The sequence below is a fragment of the Streptomyces sedi genome, assembly GCF_006335015.1.
Classification (GTDB): Bacteria; Actinomycetota; Actinomycetes; order Streptomycetales; family Streptomycetaceae; genus Streptomyces; species Streptomyces sedi.
In genome coordinates this window covers 181435-198914 of sequence record NZ_VDGT01000007.1, presented here as the reverse complement: position 1 = coordinate 198914, position 17480 = coordinate 181435, and the positions used below count along the sequence as shown (strand labels likewise).

The 17480-nt window shown below is 74.4% G+C and carries 5 protein-coding genes and 1 pseudogene; 2 read left to right on the top strand and 4 right to left on the bottom strand.

All coding sequences use genetic code 11. The annotated features are described in order from the left end of the window. The first annotated feature begins 51 nt into the window (after positions 1-51). Positions 52-2007, top strand: a complete 1956-nt coding sequence (locus FH715_RS11900) for a hypothetical protein (protein WP_139644263.1) — start codon at positions 52-54, stop codon at positions 2005-2007. 469 nt (positions 2008-2476) lie between these two features. Here FH715_RS11900 and FH715_RS11895 read toward each other — a convergent pair. Beyond that, positions 2477-4122 (bottom strand): annotated as a pseudogene (locus tag FH715_RS11895) (translation initiation factor 2). A 159-nt stretch (positions 4123-4281) separates the two neighbouring features. On the opposite strand from FH715_RS11895, the gene FH715_RS11890 reads away from it, so the two are divergent. Then, entirely contained in the window at positions 4282-4713 is a 432-nt protein-coding gene (locus FH715_RS11890; RefSeq protein ID WP_139644262.1) for a hypothetical protein, read from the top strand. 97 nt (positions 4714-4810) lie between these two features. On the opposite strand, the gene FH715_RS11885 is transcribed toward FH715_RS11890, so the two are convergent. From FH715_RS11885 to FH715_RS11875, 3 genes are all read right to left on the bottom strand, one after another. Further along, positions 4811-5869: an MDR family NADP-dependent oxidoreductase gene (locus FH715_RS11885; RefSeq protein WP_139644260.1), complete on the bottom strand. Its 1059-nt coding sequence runs from the start codon at positions 5867-5869 to the stop codon at positions 4811-4813. Further along, on the bottom strand, positions 5870-7579 hold the full coding sequence (locus FH715_RS11880; protein ID WP_139644431.1) for a phytoene desaturase family protein: 1710 nt from the start codon (positions 7577-7579) through the stop codon (positions 5870-5872). Between the two features lie 69 nt (positions 7580-7648). Next, positions 7649-17095 carry a non-ribosomal peptide synthetase/type I polyketide synthase gene (locus tag FH715_RS11875; protein ID WP_139644258.1) on the bottom strand — a complete coding sequence of 3149 codons (9447 nt, stop codon included), beginning with the start codon at positions 17093-17095 and terminating at the stop codon, positions 7649-7651. Positions 17096-17480 lie beyond the last annotated feature (385 nt).

Here is a 17480-nt window from a genome sequence, read left to right as displayed (position 1 = left end):
GGCGTGCCCGAGGGGCACCGCCGGCGCCAGCGGACGGGGAGTCGGCCGGGAATGGTGTACCAGGTTCCACCGGAGACAGCGCACTTCGTCGACCGGGAGGACGAGCAGGCTCTGGCGTTCCGGGCCGTCGCCGAGTGGAAGGGCACGGCCAGGCCGCTGTGCCTGGCGCTCAGCGGCCTGGGCGGCACCGGGAAGACGGAGCTGGCCTACCGGCTGGCGCGCGGGCTGCGGGAGCGTTACCCCGACGGCGTCCTCCACGTCGACCTGGACGATTTGCGACGCGGCGGGGTCATCGAAGTCACCGACGCGCTGGGCCAGTTGCTCGGCGCGCTCGACATCGAGGGCCGCTGGCTTGACCAGACGCTGCGCGACCGCAGCCGCCAGTACTGGGACCGCACCGACGGCCGCCGGCTGATCGTGCTGATCGACAACGCGCGGACCGCGGCCGAGGTGGTGCCGCTGCTGCCCGCCTCCGGCGAGAGCCTGGTCATCGTGGCCAGCCACGGGCCGCTGCCCGACCTGGAGAGCGGCTCGGCCGTCGAGCTGCCGCTGGAGCCGCTCGGCGACCGGGACGCCACCGAGCTGCTGCGGCTGATCGTGGACGACCCGCGCCTGGCGAAGGAGCCGGAGGCGGTGGGCGGGCTGCTGCGGCTGTGCTCCGGGCTGCCGGCGGCGCTGCGGGTCGCCGGGCAGTGGATGCGCCGCCACCGCAGGCGCCCCCTGGCCCGGCTGCTCGCCGAGCTGGAGGACGAACTCACGGACAAGGGGCTCCCGATGGTCGAAGCCGTCTGGGACGCGGCCTACCGCTCCCTCGACGAGAACGCCGCGCTGCTCTACCGGCTGGTGCCGCTGCACCCCGGCGGCTCGCTGACCGGCGAGGGCGCGGCGGCGCTGCTGGGCCGGGGCAGGGACGCAGCCGACGACGCCCTGGACGCGCTGGAGACGGCCGGCCTGCTCGACCCCAGGGGCGAACGGACCAGGCTGCCCGACCTGTTGCGCGGTCACGCGGAGCGCCGCTCCCGGGAGGACGGCGACGAGGCGGAACGCCGCGCGGCGGCGACCCGGGTCGTGCGCTGGTATCTGCGGCAGGCGCAGCGCGCCGACGTGCTGGCGGCCGGCGAGCGCCTCACCCTGGCCGCGCGGGCGGAACCGGTGGAGGGAGCGCCCGACGCCTCGCTCGGCGAGGGGACGCCCGCCGACGCCTACCGCTGGCTGGAGGCCGAACGGCACGCGCTGCACGGCGCGGTGGCCCAGGCCGCGCGGCTCGAACTGTACGACGAGGCGTGGGCGCTCTGCGAGGCGCTGTGGACCCACTTCCTCGACCACCCGCACCACGCCGACACGGCCGACTCCTTCACCCTCGGCGTCCAGGCGGCCCAACGCGCCGAACACCCGCCGGCGCTGGTGCGGATGCGCAGCCAGCTGGCCCGAGTCCGTTGGGAGCAGGGCGAGTTCGACGCCGCCGCCGAGGAGCTGACGCTGGCTCAGGCGGCGGCCGAGCTGCTCGACGGCAGCACGGTCCACCGCAAACTCGCGGCCTCCGTCGTCGAGTTCAGGGGAACGCTGCACGGAAGGCGCGGCGACTGGCAGTCGGCGGCAGCCGACTTCGCCGAGGCCCGGAAGGCGCACCGCGCCATCGACAACGCCTACGGCGTGCTGCTCGGCACCTACCGGCTGGGCGAGGCGCTCGCCGCCCTCGGTGAGCTGGAACGCGCGGAGGAGCTGCTGACGCAGGCGTGCCGCACGGCGCGGGAGCTGCGGCGGGAGCGCATCGCCTCCCGCGCGGCGTTCGCCCTCGGCGGCGTGCTGCGCCGCCGAGGCCGCCCGGCGGAGGCCGCGCCGCTGTACGCCTCGGCGCTGGCCGCGGCGCGCGCCCGCGGCGCCGACTTCGACGAGGCGCGGGTGCTGCACGCCCTCGCCGACCTGGCGGAGGAACGAGGCGAGCACGAGGAGTCGGCCCGCCACCGCGCGGCGGCGAAGACGATCGAACAGCGCAGGGGGGCGTAACAGCACCGACGACGGCCGGCAGGGGCGCGGGGAACTGCGCGAGCAACCATTGACGGCCTGCCGGCCGACAAGCGGGCCCCCGCTCCCGGCTCGGCTGTCGCCCCCACCACCGGCCGTCCTCACCAGGCGATGCGGCCCCGCAGCAGGGGCGCGGGGAACTGCGCGACCAACCCCCACGATCCGCAGTCGACAACCGACCCCCGCTCCCGGCTCGGTTGTCGCCCCCACCACCGGCCGTCCTCACCAGGCGATGCGGCCCCGCAGGAGGGGCGCGGGGAACTGCGCGAGCAACCATCGACGGCCCGACGGTCGACAACCCACCCCCGCTCCCGGCTCGGTTGTCGCCCCTACCACCGGCCGTCCTCACCAGGCGATGCGGCCCCGCAGGAGGGGCGCGGGGAACTGCGCGAGCAACCCCCACGATCCGCAGTCGACAACCCACCCCCGCCCCCCACCCCCGCCGTCGCCCCTAAACCAGCCGAGACCGCTCCTCGGCCCCCGCCTCCCGCAGCACGCACGGAAACGGACGGTCGCCGATGACCGCCGTGAACGGGCCCCCGGCGTCCGGGCGTTCGGAGAGCAACGCGTGGGCCGCGGCCAGCGCGGCGGCCGGGTCGGTGTGCAGCAGGCGGCCTTCGGCCGCGAGGGGCGGGACTTCGAGGGCGAGTGTCGGCCCGCCCCTGGCCCTGACGAGCGCCAGCTCGGCGGAGAGCACCACGCCCGCCGTGGCGCACCCCGGATGGTCCCGGAGCGCCGCCTCGATCCATCCCTCGACCGTCCACGCGACCCGGTGCGTCGCCGCGTCGCGTTCCGCGGGCCGGCAGCGCCGGTAGAGCAGCCCCGCGCTCTGCACCTGCCGTTGACCCGCCACGCCCCACTCGGCCGCGACCAGCCGCACCGGCCCCGGCCACCACGTCGGGTGCCGTTCGACCGTGACCCGCGCCCCCTCCCGCGCCGCGCGCACCGCGAACGCGCCCGGCGCGCCCCGCCCGCGCGGCGGCGCGGAGGGAACGGGCAGTGTCTCCGGTTCGGGCGGCGGCCCCACGGGGGCCAGCCCCAGCAGCGCGTACAGCTCGCGCCGCAGCGCCGCCAGCGCCCCGCCGCGCCGCGCGAAGGCCGCGCCGGCCGCCGCCGTCACGCCCGGCGCGACCGGCTCCGACAGCAGCGCGGGCAACAGCTCCGGCAGCGCCTCGGCGGACTCCAACCGGGGCGCGGCGGCCAGCAGCCGCGCCGTGGGACTGCCGGCGATCAGTTCGTGTCCGCCGTCGTAGGCGGCGAGCACCCGCCGCCCGAGGGCGGCGGCGTAGAGCGCTGTCGACCCGTGGTCGGTGACCACCGCGTCCGCCGCCACCAGCAGCGACGCCCACTCGTCTCGTGGCCCGGGCAGCAGCAGCCCGGCGTCGAGCGCGGGCGCCAGGGCCTGCGCCAGGTCGAAGGAGCCGAGGCGGCTGCGTTCGTTGGGGTGGGGCACCAGCGCCACCTGGTAGGCGTCGTGCGGCAGCAGCCCGGCCAGCTCGGTGGCCAGCCCGGGGCGGCGGGCCAGCAGCGCCTCGGGGCCCCAGGTGGAGAGCAGCACCACCAGGCGGCGCGCGCCCGTGCCCAGCGCCGCGCGGAACCGGTCCCGGTGGGCGGCCGAGGCCAGCAGCCGCTCCAGCGTGGGGTCGCCGACGACCACCGCGCGCCCGGCGGCCTCGGCGCTCGCCCGCGCCAGCCTGGTGAGCTGGTCGGGGTGGGCGAGCAGCTGCCGGTCGGCCACCGGCACGCCGTCGGCCAGCAGAAACGCGGGTCGAGCCCGGAGGGGGCGCCGGGCGTGCCCTCGCCGGGGAGTGACTTTCCGAAGCCGGCGCCGTGCGGCAGCAGCGCCAGGACGCCGTCGAGTTCGCGCAGGTCGCCCTTGGGGCTGGCCGCCACGATCAGGTCAAACCTGCCGCGGCCCGCGCTCTCCCACGGCACGGTCCGCGCGCCGGCCCGCTCGACGGCGGTCAGGGCCTCGGCGTCGAAGTCGGAGCCGGGCACCAGTGTGAAGCGGCGGGCGATCCGGTCGTCCCCCGCGAAGGCCGGCAGGACGTCCAGCAGCCGGTGGAGCGCCGTCGCCGAGCGGGCGGCGAAGAGCACCGTGCGGGCCGTGCGGCGGTTGTCGGCCGTGGCCGTGCCGACGGCGGACCGGGGGCTGTCGCCGCTGGTCACCGGCGGTTGCGTGGGTTGTCCGACGGCATGGCTCGATCGTACTCGTCGAGGGTGGGACGGTCAGCCCGGCAGGGAAGGATTGTCGGCATGACGGAGTGGGGAGTGGCGCTGATCGCTGCCGGGGCGGCGCTGTTGGCCAGCCTGATCAGCGGGGTCTTCGCGCGCTCGGCGGGGCGGCGGCAGGCCGCCGCGATGCTGGAGACGGTGCGGATCACCGTCGAGCAGCAGCGGCAGGAGCGGGCGCTGGCCGCCCGCCGGGCGACCTATCTCCGTTTCCTGGACGCCGCGGAGACGGTGCTGCTGGCCCGCAGGACGGGCGGCTCCACGGCCGAGGACCGTGCCGCGCTCCAACGGGCCATGGGCGCCGTGCAGTTGGAGGGGCCGGCGGCGGCGGAGGCGGGTGCGCTGCTGGAGGCGTTACGCCGCGAGCGCGGGCCGGACGAGCTGGAACGGGCCAGGTTCGCGTTCATCACCGCGGCCCGTGAGGCGCTGCGCGCGGCCGAGCGCCGCCCGGAGTGAGTGCCCGCCGGGAGTGAGCGCGCCCCGCCCGGAGTGAGCGCGCCCCCGCCCCCGCGCCGGAGCGCGGACGCGGACGCGGGGGCGAGGGCGGGACGGGTCAGAACTCGACGATCAGCTTGCCCCGGTTGGCCGCCCGGTTGGTGTACAGGTTCTGGTAGGCGGTCGGGAAGCTGTCGAAGCCGTGGTGCACCGTCTGGTCGAAGACGATCTCCCCGCGCCTGACCGCGCCGCCGACGTCGCGCCGCAGCTCGGCCAGGTTCTCCTCGGTGAACCACTCCTCGGCGAAGATGCCCCGGATCGTGGTGCGCGGGAACATGATGTACGGCAGCAGCCGGGGGCCCGCCCAGTCGCCGTTGACCGTCGTCGACCACTGCCAGCAGACCGCGACCCTGCTGTACGGGCGGAGCATCCGGAACGCGGCGTCCGTGATGGAGCCGCCCAGGTTGTCGAAGTAGCGGTCGATGCCCTCGGTGGCGGCCAGCAGCGCCCGGTGGGTGTCGTCCACGTCGTCGCCCTGCCGGTAGCGCACCACCGCGTCGAAGCCGAAGCGTTCCAGGTAGTCGACCTTCTCCTCGGAGCTGGTGGTGCCGATCACCCGGCCCGCCCCGGCACGCTTGGCCAACTGCGCGGCCAGCGTGCCGATCGCGCCACTGGCTCCGCTGATCAGCACCGTGGACCCCGGCCGCACGTCGAGGAACTTCGTCATGGTGCCCCACGCCGTGATGCCGGGGGTGCCGAGCACGCCGAGCGCGGTGGTCGGCGGCAGCGAGGCGTCGTGGTCGGCCGGGTCCAGCCGGCGCATCGCGGGCAGCCGCAGCGGGAAGCGGCCGTGGCGCCAGACCCAGCCGCGTCCGTCGCTGATCAGATGGGTGCGCCACCCGCCGAAGCCCGCCACCAGGTCGCCGACGGCGAACGACGCGTCGGGCCCGGCCTCCACCACCTCCATGATCGAGTCGCCGCCGACGTGCTCGCCGAGCGGCGTCTCCTGCGACAGGCCCACCAGGTAGGGGTCGACGGAGACCCAGCGGGTGCGCAGCAGCATCTCGTCGTCGCGCAGCGCGGAGACGTCCAGCTCCTCGGTGACCTTCTCGTAGATCCGGTCCGCCTCGGGGATGCCGGGGACGTGCTCGCGGACGACCCACTTCTCGTTCTTCACTCAGACGCTCCTCGGTGCTCTGGTGGCGGCTGCCGGCCGCCGGGCTGGGGGAACGGTGGCGTGCCGGTCGGGCGGGCCGACCGGCACGACGAGCTGACGTGGCGGCGGCAGGCTCCGGTCGATCTCGGCGGTGAACTCCCGCCCGTCGTCCCGGCAGATGAACTGCGTGACCTGCCGCCCGGCGGCCACGGCGCGGATCAGGCCACCGACGGTGACCCACACGCCGGACATGTAGAAGTCGGCCAGTCCCGGCAGCACCGGGCCCAGCCGGTTGATCTCGCGTTCCAGGGTCTCCCCGCCGTCGTCCATGAACGGCTGCCAGCCGGGGAACGCCCCGTTGTGCGAGGCGGTGTAGCGCACCTGCGTCAGCGGCGTGGAGACGTCCCGCACCGCGATCGACTCGCGCAGCCCGGGGAAGCGCTCCTCAAGGAACGCCTCCAGCGTGGTCCGCGCCCGCCGCTTGGCCGCCAGATACGGCTTGCCGTGCCGCACGGGCAGCGTGTGCAGCACCTGCCCGCGGCGCACCCGGCTGGACTGCTCGGGCCCCTCGCGCAGTTCGCGCCAGGGGGCCGCCTCGGAGAAGTAGGTGGCGTACACCACGCTGGTCTCCTCGGGCGACAGCTCCGGGTAGTGGCGGTCGCGGAACTGGATGTTGACGCTCGGGTGCCGCATCCCGGTCAGCTTCTCGGCGACCTCGGGCTCCAGCAGATAGGTGGTGCAGGGGTCGGCCTCGGGGAAGCGGCGGCGCAGCCCGAGGAAGAGGGAGACATAGCCGGGCGAGAGCATCCCGGGCTCGTCGATGGTCTCCGTGTACAGCCGGCGGTAGGTGTCGTTGAGGTAGCGCCCGCCGAGCATGTCGACCACCGCGCTGCGCATGTCGCAGGCGGCGACGACGATGTCGGCCCGGAACTCCCGGCCGTCGCTGAGCCGCACGCCCACCGCGTGGTCGTTCTCGACCAGGATCTCCTCGACCCTGGCGTTGTAGGTGATCTCGCCGCCGAGCCCGAGATACCGCCGCTCGATGGAGCGGGCGAGCCCCAGCGAGCCGCCCTCGGGCACGCCCGCCGAGTGGTTGGCGTGCGAGGCGAGCTGGAAGTAGAACGGCAGCACCGGGAACTCGGGGTGCTTCTCGTAGAGGACGTGGTTGAACGCCTCACGCAGCAGCGGGTGTTGGAACCGCTGCGAGTAGTCGGTCATCAGCTCGGTGATGGACCGCCGGATGGAGTTGAAGTACGGCAGGAACGAGGCCAGCATCCGCCACCGCTCCCACCGGCCCATCATGCCGACCGGCTTGAGGAACGGGTAGACGGCCAGGGCTCGTTGGAACGTCCGCAGGTTGCGGCAGAAGTGCCGCACCTGCCGGGCGTCGGCCGGCGAGATCTCCGTCAGGTGCCGCTCCAGCCGGTCCGGGTCGGAGTAGAAGTAGACGGCCTGCCCGTCGCGACCGCGCACGATGTTGAAGACGTCGAACTGCCGGATCTCCTTGCCCTGGATGGCGCCCAGCTCCAGCCAGATCTGGTGCATCTCGTTGCCGGGGCCGCTGCCCAGCAGCCAGGAGACGCACCAGTCGAAGGTGAAGTCGCCCCGGTCCCAGGAGGTGCACGAGCCGCCCGGGATCTCGTGCATCTCCAGGACGTGGGTGCGGTAGCCGTTCATTCGGGCGTAGGCGCCGGTGGCCAGGCCGCCCAGGCCGCCACCGATGATGATCATGGTCTCGCGCCGCTTGCGCTGTGGCATCCTGCTGCTTTCCCCTCTTCTCGCTCTGCCGCGCCCCGCCGGTCAGGCGGGCGCCTGCTCGGAGCCGGTCAGCGCGTCGGTCCTCGCGTCGGTGCCCGGGTCGGTCGGCGCGTCGGTCGGCGTGTCGGTCAACGAGGACCGCACCAGCGCGGCGGTGTGCTCCACCCAGCCGGCGTCCAGCAGCTCCGCGTGACTGCCGGAGCCGCGCAGCACGACCGTCGTGGCCGTGGTCGCGCCGTGCCAACTGCCGCTGCCTCCCGGCGCGTACAGCTCCTCGTTGTCGCGTTCGCTGATCACCGTCAACGCGGCGTCCACCGTCCCGGTGTTGGGCGTGCGACTGGCGAACTCCAGGTAGTCGCGCGCCTGCTGACGTGTCTCCTCGGCCACCTCGCGGGAGCCGGTGTGGCGCCGCAGATGGTCGTGCAGCTCGACGTCGAACGCGTCGAGCACCTGCTCGGTCATCGGGAACGCCGCCGCCTGCCGGGGCGAGTCCACGATCACGATCCGCCGCACCGCCCGTCCGCGCGCCGCGAGCTCCCCGGCCACCTCGAAGGCGAGGTTGCCGCCCAGCGAGTAGCCCAGCAGGTCGAGCGGGCCGTCCGGCGACAGCTCGACCACGCGGTCGGCGTAGCGCGCCACCTTGTCGTCGCCGGCCAGGTAGTTGAAGCCGACCAGCCGCCACTCCGGCAGCGCTTCCGCCAACCGCCGGTAGACCAGCCCGTGGCCGCCGGCCGGCGGGAAGCAGAAGAGCGTCGGCTCCCGCTCGGCGTTGAACGCCAGCCACGGGTGCGACTCGCCCAACCGGCCGGTGACCACCGCCTCCAGGGTCTCGGCCATGCCGTGCAGCGTGGTCACCTTGAACAGCTGGCTGACCGGGATCGTCACCCGGAACTCGACCTGGAGCGCGTGGATCAGCTCGATCAGCCGCACCGAACTGCCGCCCACGGCGAAGAAGTCGTGGTGCAGCCCGGCGCGTTCCACGCCCAGCAGCCGCCGCCAGTGCGCCGCCATCCGCTCCTCGTAGAGCGTCTCGGGCGCCTCGTACGGCACGGCGTCCCCGCCGGCCGCCGGGGCGGGCAGCGCGGCCAGGTCCACCTTGCCGTTCGGCGTCAGCGGCAGCCGCTCCACCTCCACCAGGTGGTCGGGGATCAGCTGGGTGGGCAGCGCGGCGGCGAGTCGGCGGCGCAGCGCCGCCTCGTCCGGCGCGGCCTCCGCCTCCCGCTCCCCGTCGGGCGCGGTCGCCGACCAGTAGGCGCACAGCGCCGACTCGCCGGCCGCGTCGGCGCGGACCGTCACCACCGCCTGGGCGACGCCGGGCGCGGACAGCAACTCGGCCTCGATCTCGCCCGGTTCGATGCGGTGGCCGCGCACCTTCAGCTGCGCGTCGGCGCGCCCGAGCAGCCACACCAGCCCGTCCGCGTCCCAGGTCGCCAGGTCCCCGGTGCGGTAGCGCCGCCGGCCGTCGCCCAGCAGGTCGGTCCTGAACCGCTCGGCGGTCAGCTCCGGTTCGCCCACATAGCCGAGTGAGACCCCGCCGCCGCCGACCCACAGCTCGCCGGTGACGCCGGGCGGCACGGGCTCGCCGCGCTCGTCCAGCACCCACAGCGTGGAGCCGGGGAACGGCCGCCCGATCGGCACCATGCGGTGCTCGTCCATCCCGTCGGTCGTGCCCTCGAACCAGCAGCTGTCGACGGTGGCCTCGCTCAGGCCGTAGGAGTTGACCACCCGGGTCCCGGGGCCGGCCAGTGCCAGCAGCCTGCGGTACTCGCGGATCTTCCAGGAGTCGGAGCCCACCACCAGCAGCCGCAGGAAGTCCAGCCGTTGACCGGTCGACTCGCAGTAGCCGGCCAGGGTCCGCACCACGGCCGGCACGAACTCGGCGCAGTCCACGTTCTCCTGACGCATCGTCCGGTAGAGCGCCTCGGTCTGGAAGAGCAGCTCCCGCTCGACCAGCACCAGCCGCCCCCCGGAGCCCAGCGCGCGGACGACGTCCCCGAAGAACACGTCGAACGAGGGCGAGGCCAGCTGGAGATGGGTCGAGACCTCGCTCTCCAGCCGGTAGGCGTCGCGCCAACCCGCGTAGGCCGACGCCAGGTTGCCGTGGGTGACCGCCACCGCGCGGGGGCGGCCGGTGGAACCGGAGGTGAAGACGACATAGGCCAGATCCTCCGGATCGTGCCCCTCGTCCGCGCCCCCCGGCTGCTCGACGTCCGCCGCGGCCCCCGACTCCAGCGTCGCCAGCACGGCCGTGACGCCGGGCAGCCCCTCGGGGACCGCCTCGCCGACCAGCGTCACGTCGACGTTCGCCGTCGCCACCATGGTCGCCAACCGTCCCGCCGGATAGCCGGGGTCCAGCGGCACGCAGGCACCGCCGGCGCGCCACACGGCGAGCAACGCCACCAGCAGCTCGGGAGACTTGGGCAGGCAGAGGCCGACCGCCGAGCCGCGCCCGACGCCCAGCTCCCGCAGCCGGGGCGCCAGGGCGTCCGCCCGCCGGGTCAGCTCCCCGTAGCTCAACGCGCGCGCCGCGCCGAAGCCGTCCGGCAGCGTGACCGCCACCCGGTCCGGCTCCCGCACCGCCCACTCGCGCACCAGCTCGGGCACCGCCCTGCCCGGGGTCGCGGTCGCGGCGTCCGCGCCGCTGAACTCACCCAGCAGCCGCAGCCGTTCGGCCGGCTCCAGCATCGGCAGCGAGGTCGCGCAGCGCTCAGCGCCGGCCGATGTCAGCTCCTCGACCAGCCGCGTGTAGTGGCCCGCCATCCGCGCCACCGTCTCCGGCAGGAACAGGTCCGAGTTGTACTTCAGCACGCAGTGGAACCGGCCGTCGGCCGCCTCCTCGTACGCCGACAGGGTGAGGTCGAACTGGCCTTCCTCCTCGGGGAGTTCGATGTACTCCAGCCGGTAGCCGTACTTCTCCGTCGCCACCTTGTGGTGCAGCAGGATGAACATCGCCTGGAAGACCGCCGAACGGCTCGGGTCGTGCCGCAGCCCCAGCCGCTCCACCAGCAGCACGAACGGGTACTCCTGGTGGTCCAGGCCGCCGAGCACCACCGTGCGCACCCGATCCAGCAGCTCCGCGACCGTCGGCTCACCCGACAGGTCGAGCGCCAGCGGCAGCGGGTTGACGAAGTAGCCGTAGACCGAGCCGAACTCCTCCTGGGTCCGCCCCGTCACCGGGCTGCCCACCACGATCCGCTCCTGACCCGCGTAGCGGTGCAGCAGCAGGTAGTAGCCGGCCAACAGCACCATGAACACGGTGGTGTTGTGCTCCCGCGCCAGCTGGTGCACCCGGGCACTCAGCTCCTCGTCCAGCTCGAAGAACTCCGAGGCGCCGTTGTGGGTGCGCACCGCGGGCCGCGGCCGGTCGGTCGGCAGCGCCAGCTCGGGCGTCCCCGCCGGCAGCCGCTCCCGCCAGTACCGGTACATCCGCTCCGCCTCCGGGCTGGCCAGAAACGCGTTCTGCCAGTTGAGGAAGTCCAGGTACCGGGTGGTCGTTTCGGGCAGCGTGCCGGGGCCGCCGCGCCGCAGGTCCTCGTAGAGGGCCAGCAGCTCCTCGATGAAGGTGAACGTGGAGATCGCGTCCGAGATGATGTGGTGGACCGCCTTGGTGATGATCCACCGGTCGTCGGCCCGCCGCAGCAGCCGGAACCGCACCAGCGGGTCCCGCTCCAGGTCGTAGGGCTTGCGGTACTCGCGGATGATCAGCCGGTAGATCGCCTCCCAGGGCTGGTCGGCCACGTCGAAGACCGCGCTGTCCTCCCGCGCCGACGGCGCGATCCGCTGCACGGGACCGCCGTCCTCCACCACGAAGTTGGCCCGGAGCAACGGGTGGCGCTCCAGCAGCCGGCGGTACGCCTCCCGCATCAGCGCCGGGTCCAGCTCGGCCCGCACCTCGACGGCGCCGCCGATGTTGTAAGCGAAGCCGTCCGGGTCGAGCTGCTTGAGAAACCACAGCGCCTTCTGGTTCTGCGTCAGCGGATAGCACTCCGGGTCGGTGAAGACCTCGACGGCCGCCCCGCCCCCGCCGTCCGCGCCCTCGGTCAGCCGGGTCAGCAGCTCCTCGCGCAGCTGGCCGACCAGCTCGCCGACCGTGGAGCCGCTGAGCAGCGCCACCACCGGCAGCGTCACACCCAACTCGGCGCCCAGCCGCGCCCGCAGCTCCATCGCCAGCAGCGAGTCGAGGCCCAGCAGGTTCAACCCCGTCTCCGCGTCGAGCCGTTCGCCCGGCACCCGCAGCACGGCGCCGACCACCGCCCTGAACCGCTCGGTCAGCAGCCGTTCCCGCCCCGCCTCGTCGGCGGCGCCGAACTCCGCGACAAACGCACCGGGTTGACCCTCGGCCGACGCGCCGTCCACCGGCGTCGCGTCCGCCGCCAGCTCCTCGACCAGCGGCGGCGGCGCCGTGTACCAGGACAGGAACGTCGGCCAGTCCGCGACCGTCGCCACCAGCAGCTGCGCCACGTCCTGGCCGATGATCCGCTCCAGCACCGCCATCCCGGCCGTCGGCGAGAGCGAGGTCATGCCCCTGGCCTGCCGGTAGTGCTCGACCAGCCCCAGCTCCTCGATCATGCCGGTCGCCCACGGCCCCCAGTCCACGCTCAGCGCCGGCAGCCCCAGCGCCCTGCGGTGGTGGGCCAGCGCGTCCAGGAACGCGTTGCCCGCCGCGTAGTTGGTCTGGCCGGCCGTCGGCAGCCAGGCCGCGACGGAGGCGAAGAGCACGAAGTGCTCCAGCGGCTCGTCGGCCAGCCGCCGGTGCAGCGCCCACGCGCCCAGCACCTTCGGGTCGTGCACCGCGCCGAACGTCTCCCGGTCCATCCCCGGCAGCAGGGTGTCGCGCACCTCGCCCGCCAGATGGAAGACGCCCCGCACCGGCGGCAGCGCCGCCGCGCGGTGCCCCTCCAGCCACGCGCCGAGCGCCGACTCGTCGGTCAGGTCCAGCGTCACCGGCGTCGCCTGCACCCCCAGCGCCTCCAACTCGCGCAGGAACCGCACCCGTTCGGCGGTCCGCCGGTCGAGACCCGGGTCCTGCCAACGCGACCGCTCCGGCAGCGGCGAACGGCCCAGCAGCACCAGCTGCCGCGCCCCGCGCTCGGCGAGCGTCCGGCACAGCAGCCGGCCCAGCGCGCCGAAGGCGCCCGTCACCACGTAGCAGCCGTCGGCCCGCAGCCGCAGCGGCAACGGCCGGGTCAGCTCGGCCGGCCGCAGCCGGCAGCCGAACCGCCTCCCGCCGCGCAGCGCCACCTCGTCCCCGGCGCGCTGCTCGGGGCCCGCCAGCAGCTCGGCCAGCAGCGCCTCGGCCTCCTCGCCGGGGCCGACCGCCCCCGACCCGTCCAGGTCCACCAGCAGCCCGGGCCACTCCGTCAGCTCCTGGTAGCGCAGCACCCGGGTCACGCCCCAGGCACGCGCCCCCAGGGGCGCCACCGGGTCACCGGCGCGCACCGCCTGGCTGCCCCTGGTCACCACGTGCAGCCGTCCCGCGCGCCCCTCGTCGAGCAGGGCACGCGCCAGCGCCACCAGCGCGAACGGCCCCTCGGCAGCGCCGGGAGCGACCGCCGCGCCGGCCTCGGGACCGCGCTGGTCCAACGCCCACAGGTCGACCACCGCGTCGAACGCGTCTCCCGCCTCGGCCAGCAGCCGCGCCAGACCGTCCGCCGACCCGGGCACCAGCGTCGACTCGCCGGCCATCAGGTCCGTGCGCCCCACCTGCCCGGGGCGGACCAGATGGCAGTGGCCGCCGCGCTCGGCGACCAGCTTGGCCAGCGCGTCGCCGACCCCGCCCTGGGCGTCGGCGAAGACCAGCAGCCGCCCCGGGCTGCCCACCGACTCGGCGTTCAGCGGCGGGAGTTCGTCCCACTGCGGGGCGCAGAGCCAGCCGTCGACGGTCGCGGTGCCGACGGCGCCGGCCGCCCGTTCCACGTCGGCGGCGCGGAAGCCGGTCACCGCGCCCAGCGGGGTGCCGTCGTCCGCGTACACGGTCAGGTCGCCCACCAGCAGCTCGTCCGTGGCCTCGGTGACCACCGCGCGCACCCACAGCGGCCGGTCGCCGGCCGGCGTCAGCCGCACCTCGTCGATGGCCACCGGCAGGCGGACGGCGCCGCCCTCCCGCGGCGGCTCGTCGGCGAGCGCGTGCGCGAGCAGCGTCTGGAAGCACGAGTCCAGCAGCACGGGATGCAGCTGGTGGTCCGTCCCGCCGCTCACTCCCTCGTCGACGGCCGCCTCGGGCAGCCGCAGCCGGGCCAGCGCCTCGCCGGGACCGAGCCACAGCTCCTCGATGCCCTGGAACGCCGGACCGTAGTGGTATCCGTGCCCGGCCAGCCGCGCGTAGACCTCCGACCCCGCCTCCCGGCGGAAGCCGCGGACCCGCTCGGTGTCCAACGGCGGTCCGAACGGCCGGGGTTGGCCGCCGCGCACCGTGCCGGTCGCGTGCGTGGTCGGCTCGGCGCCGCCCGTGGAGACGACATGGAACGTCGGCGAGTCGGGCGCGAACGTCAGCCGGGCGCGGGTGGACCGCTCCTCCGGGAGGAAGAGCGCCTTGCGCAGCTCCAGATCGGCGATGGTGGTGTGGGTGCCGCCGGTCAGCGCCCGCACCGCCTGCGCCGCCATCTCCAGATAGCCGGCGGCCGGGAAGAGCGCCCTGCCCTCGATGCGGTGGTCCCGCAGATAGGGCGCCCGCTCCAGATCGAGCGCGGCCTCCCAGGCGGGCGCGGCGCCCGCCAGCCGGCGGCCCAGCAGCGGATGGTCCAGCTCCCCGAGCCGCACCCCGGCGACCGAGGGCGGCTCCGTCCAGTACCGCTCGTGCCGCCACGGGTAGGTCGGCAACGCGACGGGCCGGCCCGTCGGGTGGAGTGCCTGCCAGTCGATGTCCACGCCGAGCGTGAAGAGTTGGGCGAGCGAGCGGGCGAACCGTTCCGGCTCGTTCTCGCCGCGACGGATGGAGGGCAGCGCCTGCCCCTTCACCTCGCGGCGCGCCAGGCACTCCCGCACCGAGTGACCGAGCACGGGGTGCGGGCCGATCTCCAGGAAGAGTTCGAACCCGTCGTCCACCAGCCGGTCCACCGCGGCCTGGAACCAGACGGTGTCCCGCACGTTGTGCCACCAGTAGTCGGCGTCCAGCTCCTCGCCGCGCGCCACGGTGCCGGGCAGCGCCGTGAGATACAGCGGCACCCGCGCCCTGCGCGGCTTGAGGTCGGCCAGCGTCTCCCGCAACTCGCCCTCGATGGCGGCCATCTGGGCGCTGTGGTAGGGCACTTCCACGTCGAGGAAGCGGGCGAAGACGCGTTCTTCCTCCAGCTCCCCGGCGAGTTCGGCGAGCGCCTCGGCCTCGCCGGCGAGGGTCACGGAGCCGGGGCTGTTGACGGCGGCCAGGTCGATCCGGCCGCCGTACCGCCGGGCGCGGCGCGCGGCCTCGGCCTGCGGCAGCCCGACCGCCAGCATCCGGCCGGTGCCGACGAGCCGGTGCTGGAGCCTGCTGCGGTGCACGGCGACGGTGACGGCGTCGGCGAGGTCGTAGACACCGGCCTCGTGGAACGCGGCGATCTCGCCCGTGCTGTGCCCGACGATCGCGTCGGGGGTGACGCCACGTGACCGCCACAGCGCGGCGAGCGCCGTCTGGAGCGCGAAGTTGGCCGGCTGCGCCAGCCAGGTCTCCGCCATCCGGGAGGCGTCCTCGTCGGCCAGCAGCTCGTCGCGCAGCGACCAGTCGACGAGCCGGGAGAACGCGCGGTCGCAGCGGTCGATCGCCTCCCGGTAGACCGGCTCCTCGGCGTAGAGCCGGCGTCCCATGGCCCACCACTGCGGTCCCATGCCGGTGAACACCCAGACCAGCCGCCCGCGCAGCCCCTCGCGCCGCTGGCCGGTCGCCACCAGCGGGTGCGGCTCGCCACGCTCGGCGGCGGCCAGCGCCTCGTCCAACTCCTCGGGGGAGGAGTAGGCGACCGCCATCCGACGGTCCAGATGCTCCCTGCGGTGCGCCAACGTCCAGGCGACGTCGTGTGGCTGACCGCCCGTCAGCTCGGTGCGCACGGCGCCGGCCAGCTCGGGCAGCGCCTCGTCGGCGCGCGCGGTCAACGGCAGTACGGAGTAGGCCGGTCGGCCTTCCTCGGCGGGAGGGGGCGGCGTCCGGCGCGGGGGTTCCTCCAGCAGCACGTGGGCGTTGGTCCCGCCGAAGCCGAAGGCGTTGACCCCGGCCCTGGCGGGCCCGTCGTGGTCCGGCCAGGCGGTGGGCTCGGTCGGGATGCGGAAGGGGAGGGAGGCGCCGTCGATCTCGGGGTTGAGCCGGTCGAGGTTGATCTGCGGGGGTATGACGCCGTTCTTCAGCGCGAGCGCCGTCTTGATCAGCCCGGCGACTCCGGCGGCCGACTCGGTGTGCCCGATGTTGGCCTTGACCGAGCCGACGTACGGCGGCTCGGCCCCCGGCTCCCCCGACCCGGCCGGCGGGCGGCCGACCGCCAGGGCGCGGGCCAGCGCCGAGGCCTCGATCGGGTCGCCGACCGCCGTCGAGGTGCTGTGCGCCTCCACGTACTGGAGGTCGCCGGGAGATATCCCCGCGCGGGCGCAGACCCGTTCGATGAGCCGCACCTGGGCATCGGCGCTGGGAACGGTGATGCCCGGGGTGTGCCCGTCCTGGTTGACCCCGCTGCCGATGATCACGGAGTGGATCGGGTCGCCGTCGGCCAGCGCGTCGGCCAGCCGGCGGATCGCCACCAACGCCACGCCCTCGGCCCGCACATAGCCGTCCGCCGACGCGTCCCAGGGGCGGGAGAGTCCGGCGGGGGAGAGGAAGCCGCCCTTGGTCTCGGCGATGGTGTACTGCGGCGCCGAGTGCAGCAGCGTGCCGCCGGCGAGCGCCAGTCCGGTCTCGCCCCGGCGCAGGCTCTCGCAGGCCAGATGCACCGCGACCAGCGAGGAGCTGCACGCGGTGTCGAGCGAGAGGCTGGGGCCCCGGAAGTCGAAGCAGTAGGAGATCCGGTTGGAGACCATCGTCATCATGGTCCCGGTGGCGGTGTGGGCCGCCAGGGTCTCGAAGTCCAGGTCGGCGAACTGGAGGATCTTGTAGTCGAGCGTGAACGCGCCGACGAAGACGCCGACCTCGGAGCCGGCGAGCCGCCCGGGGAGCTGGCCGCCGTCCTCCAGTGCCTCCCAGGCCACTTCGAGCAGCTTGCGCTGCTGCGGGTCGAGCTGGGCGGCCTCGCGGGGGCTGATGCCGAAGAACGCGGGGTCGAAGGCGTCGAAGCCGTCGATGTACCCGCCGCGCCCGCCGACCAGCCGGCCGGGCTTGGAGCGGTCGGCGCTGCCCAGGGTGGCCACGTCGTAGCGGTCGCGTGGCGTGGGGGTCAGGCAGTCGCGCCCTTCGAGGAGGTTGCGCCAGTAGGAGCGGTGGTCGTTGGCTCCACCGGGGAAGCGGCAGCCGATGCCGACGATGGCGAATCTGTCGGATTCGGGGTCGTGTTCGGGCTCGGGGGACGAGGGGACGGGGAGCGAGTTCTTCATGGTGATCCTTCGGGGATGACGCGGAGGTGGGTCAGCCGGAGGAGGGGGGACCGCTTGTCTTCACGCGGTGCGACACGCGACGACAACACGCCAAGAGAACCGGAATTGTCCGACGGGACTTTCCTCTGGTCGTGAGGTGATGTGATCGTGTGCCCTCATCGTAAAGGCGCGGTGTTTCCGTGGTGAGATGAACGGAGGCATTAACACGCGCCGGCGCGCGCGTAATTCGCCGGCGCATTTCCCCGGTGCCACGCTTCTGACGTGCGGCGATGTCGGTTTCGGTGGTGAGCGCCGGGGGGCGTGCGTGCGCGCGCCACCTCACGAACAGGCGAACGGGGGAAAGTGTTTACGATTCTTTTTCGCCGGAGGGCGGGCAAAGCCGGAA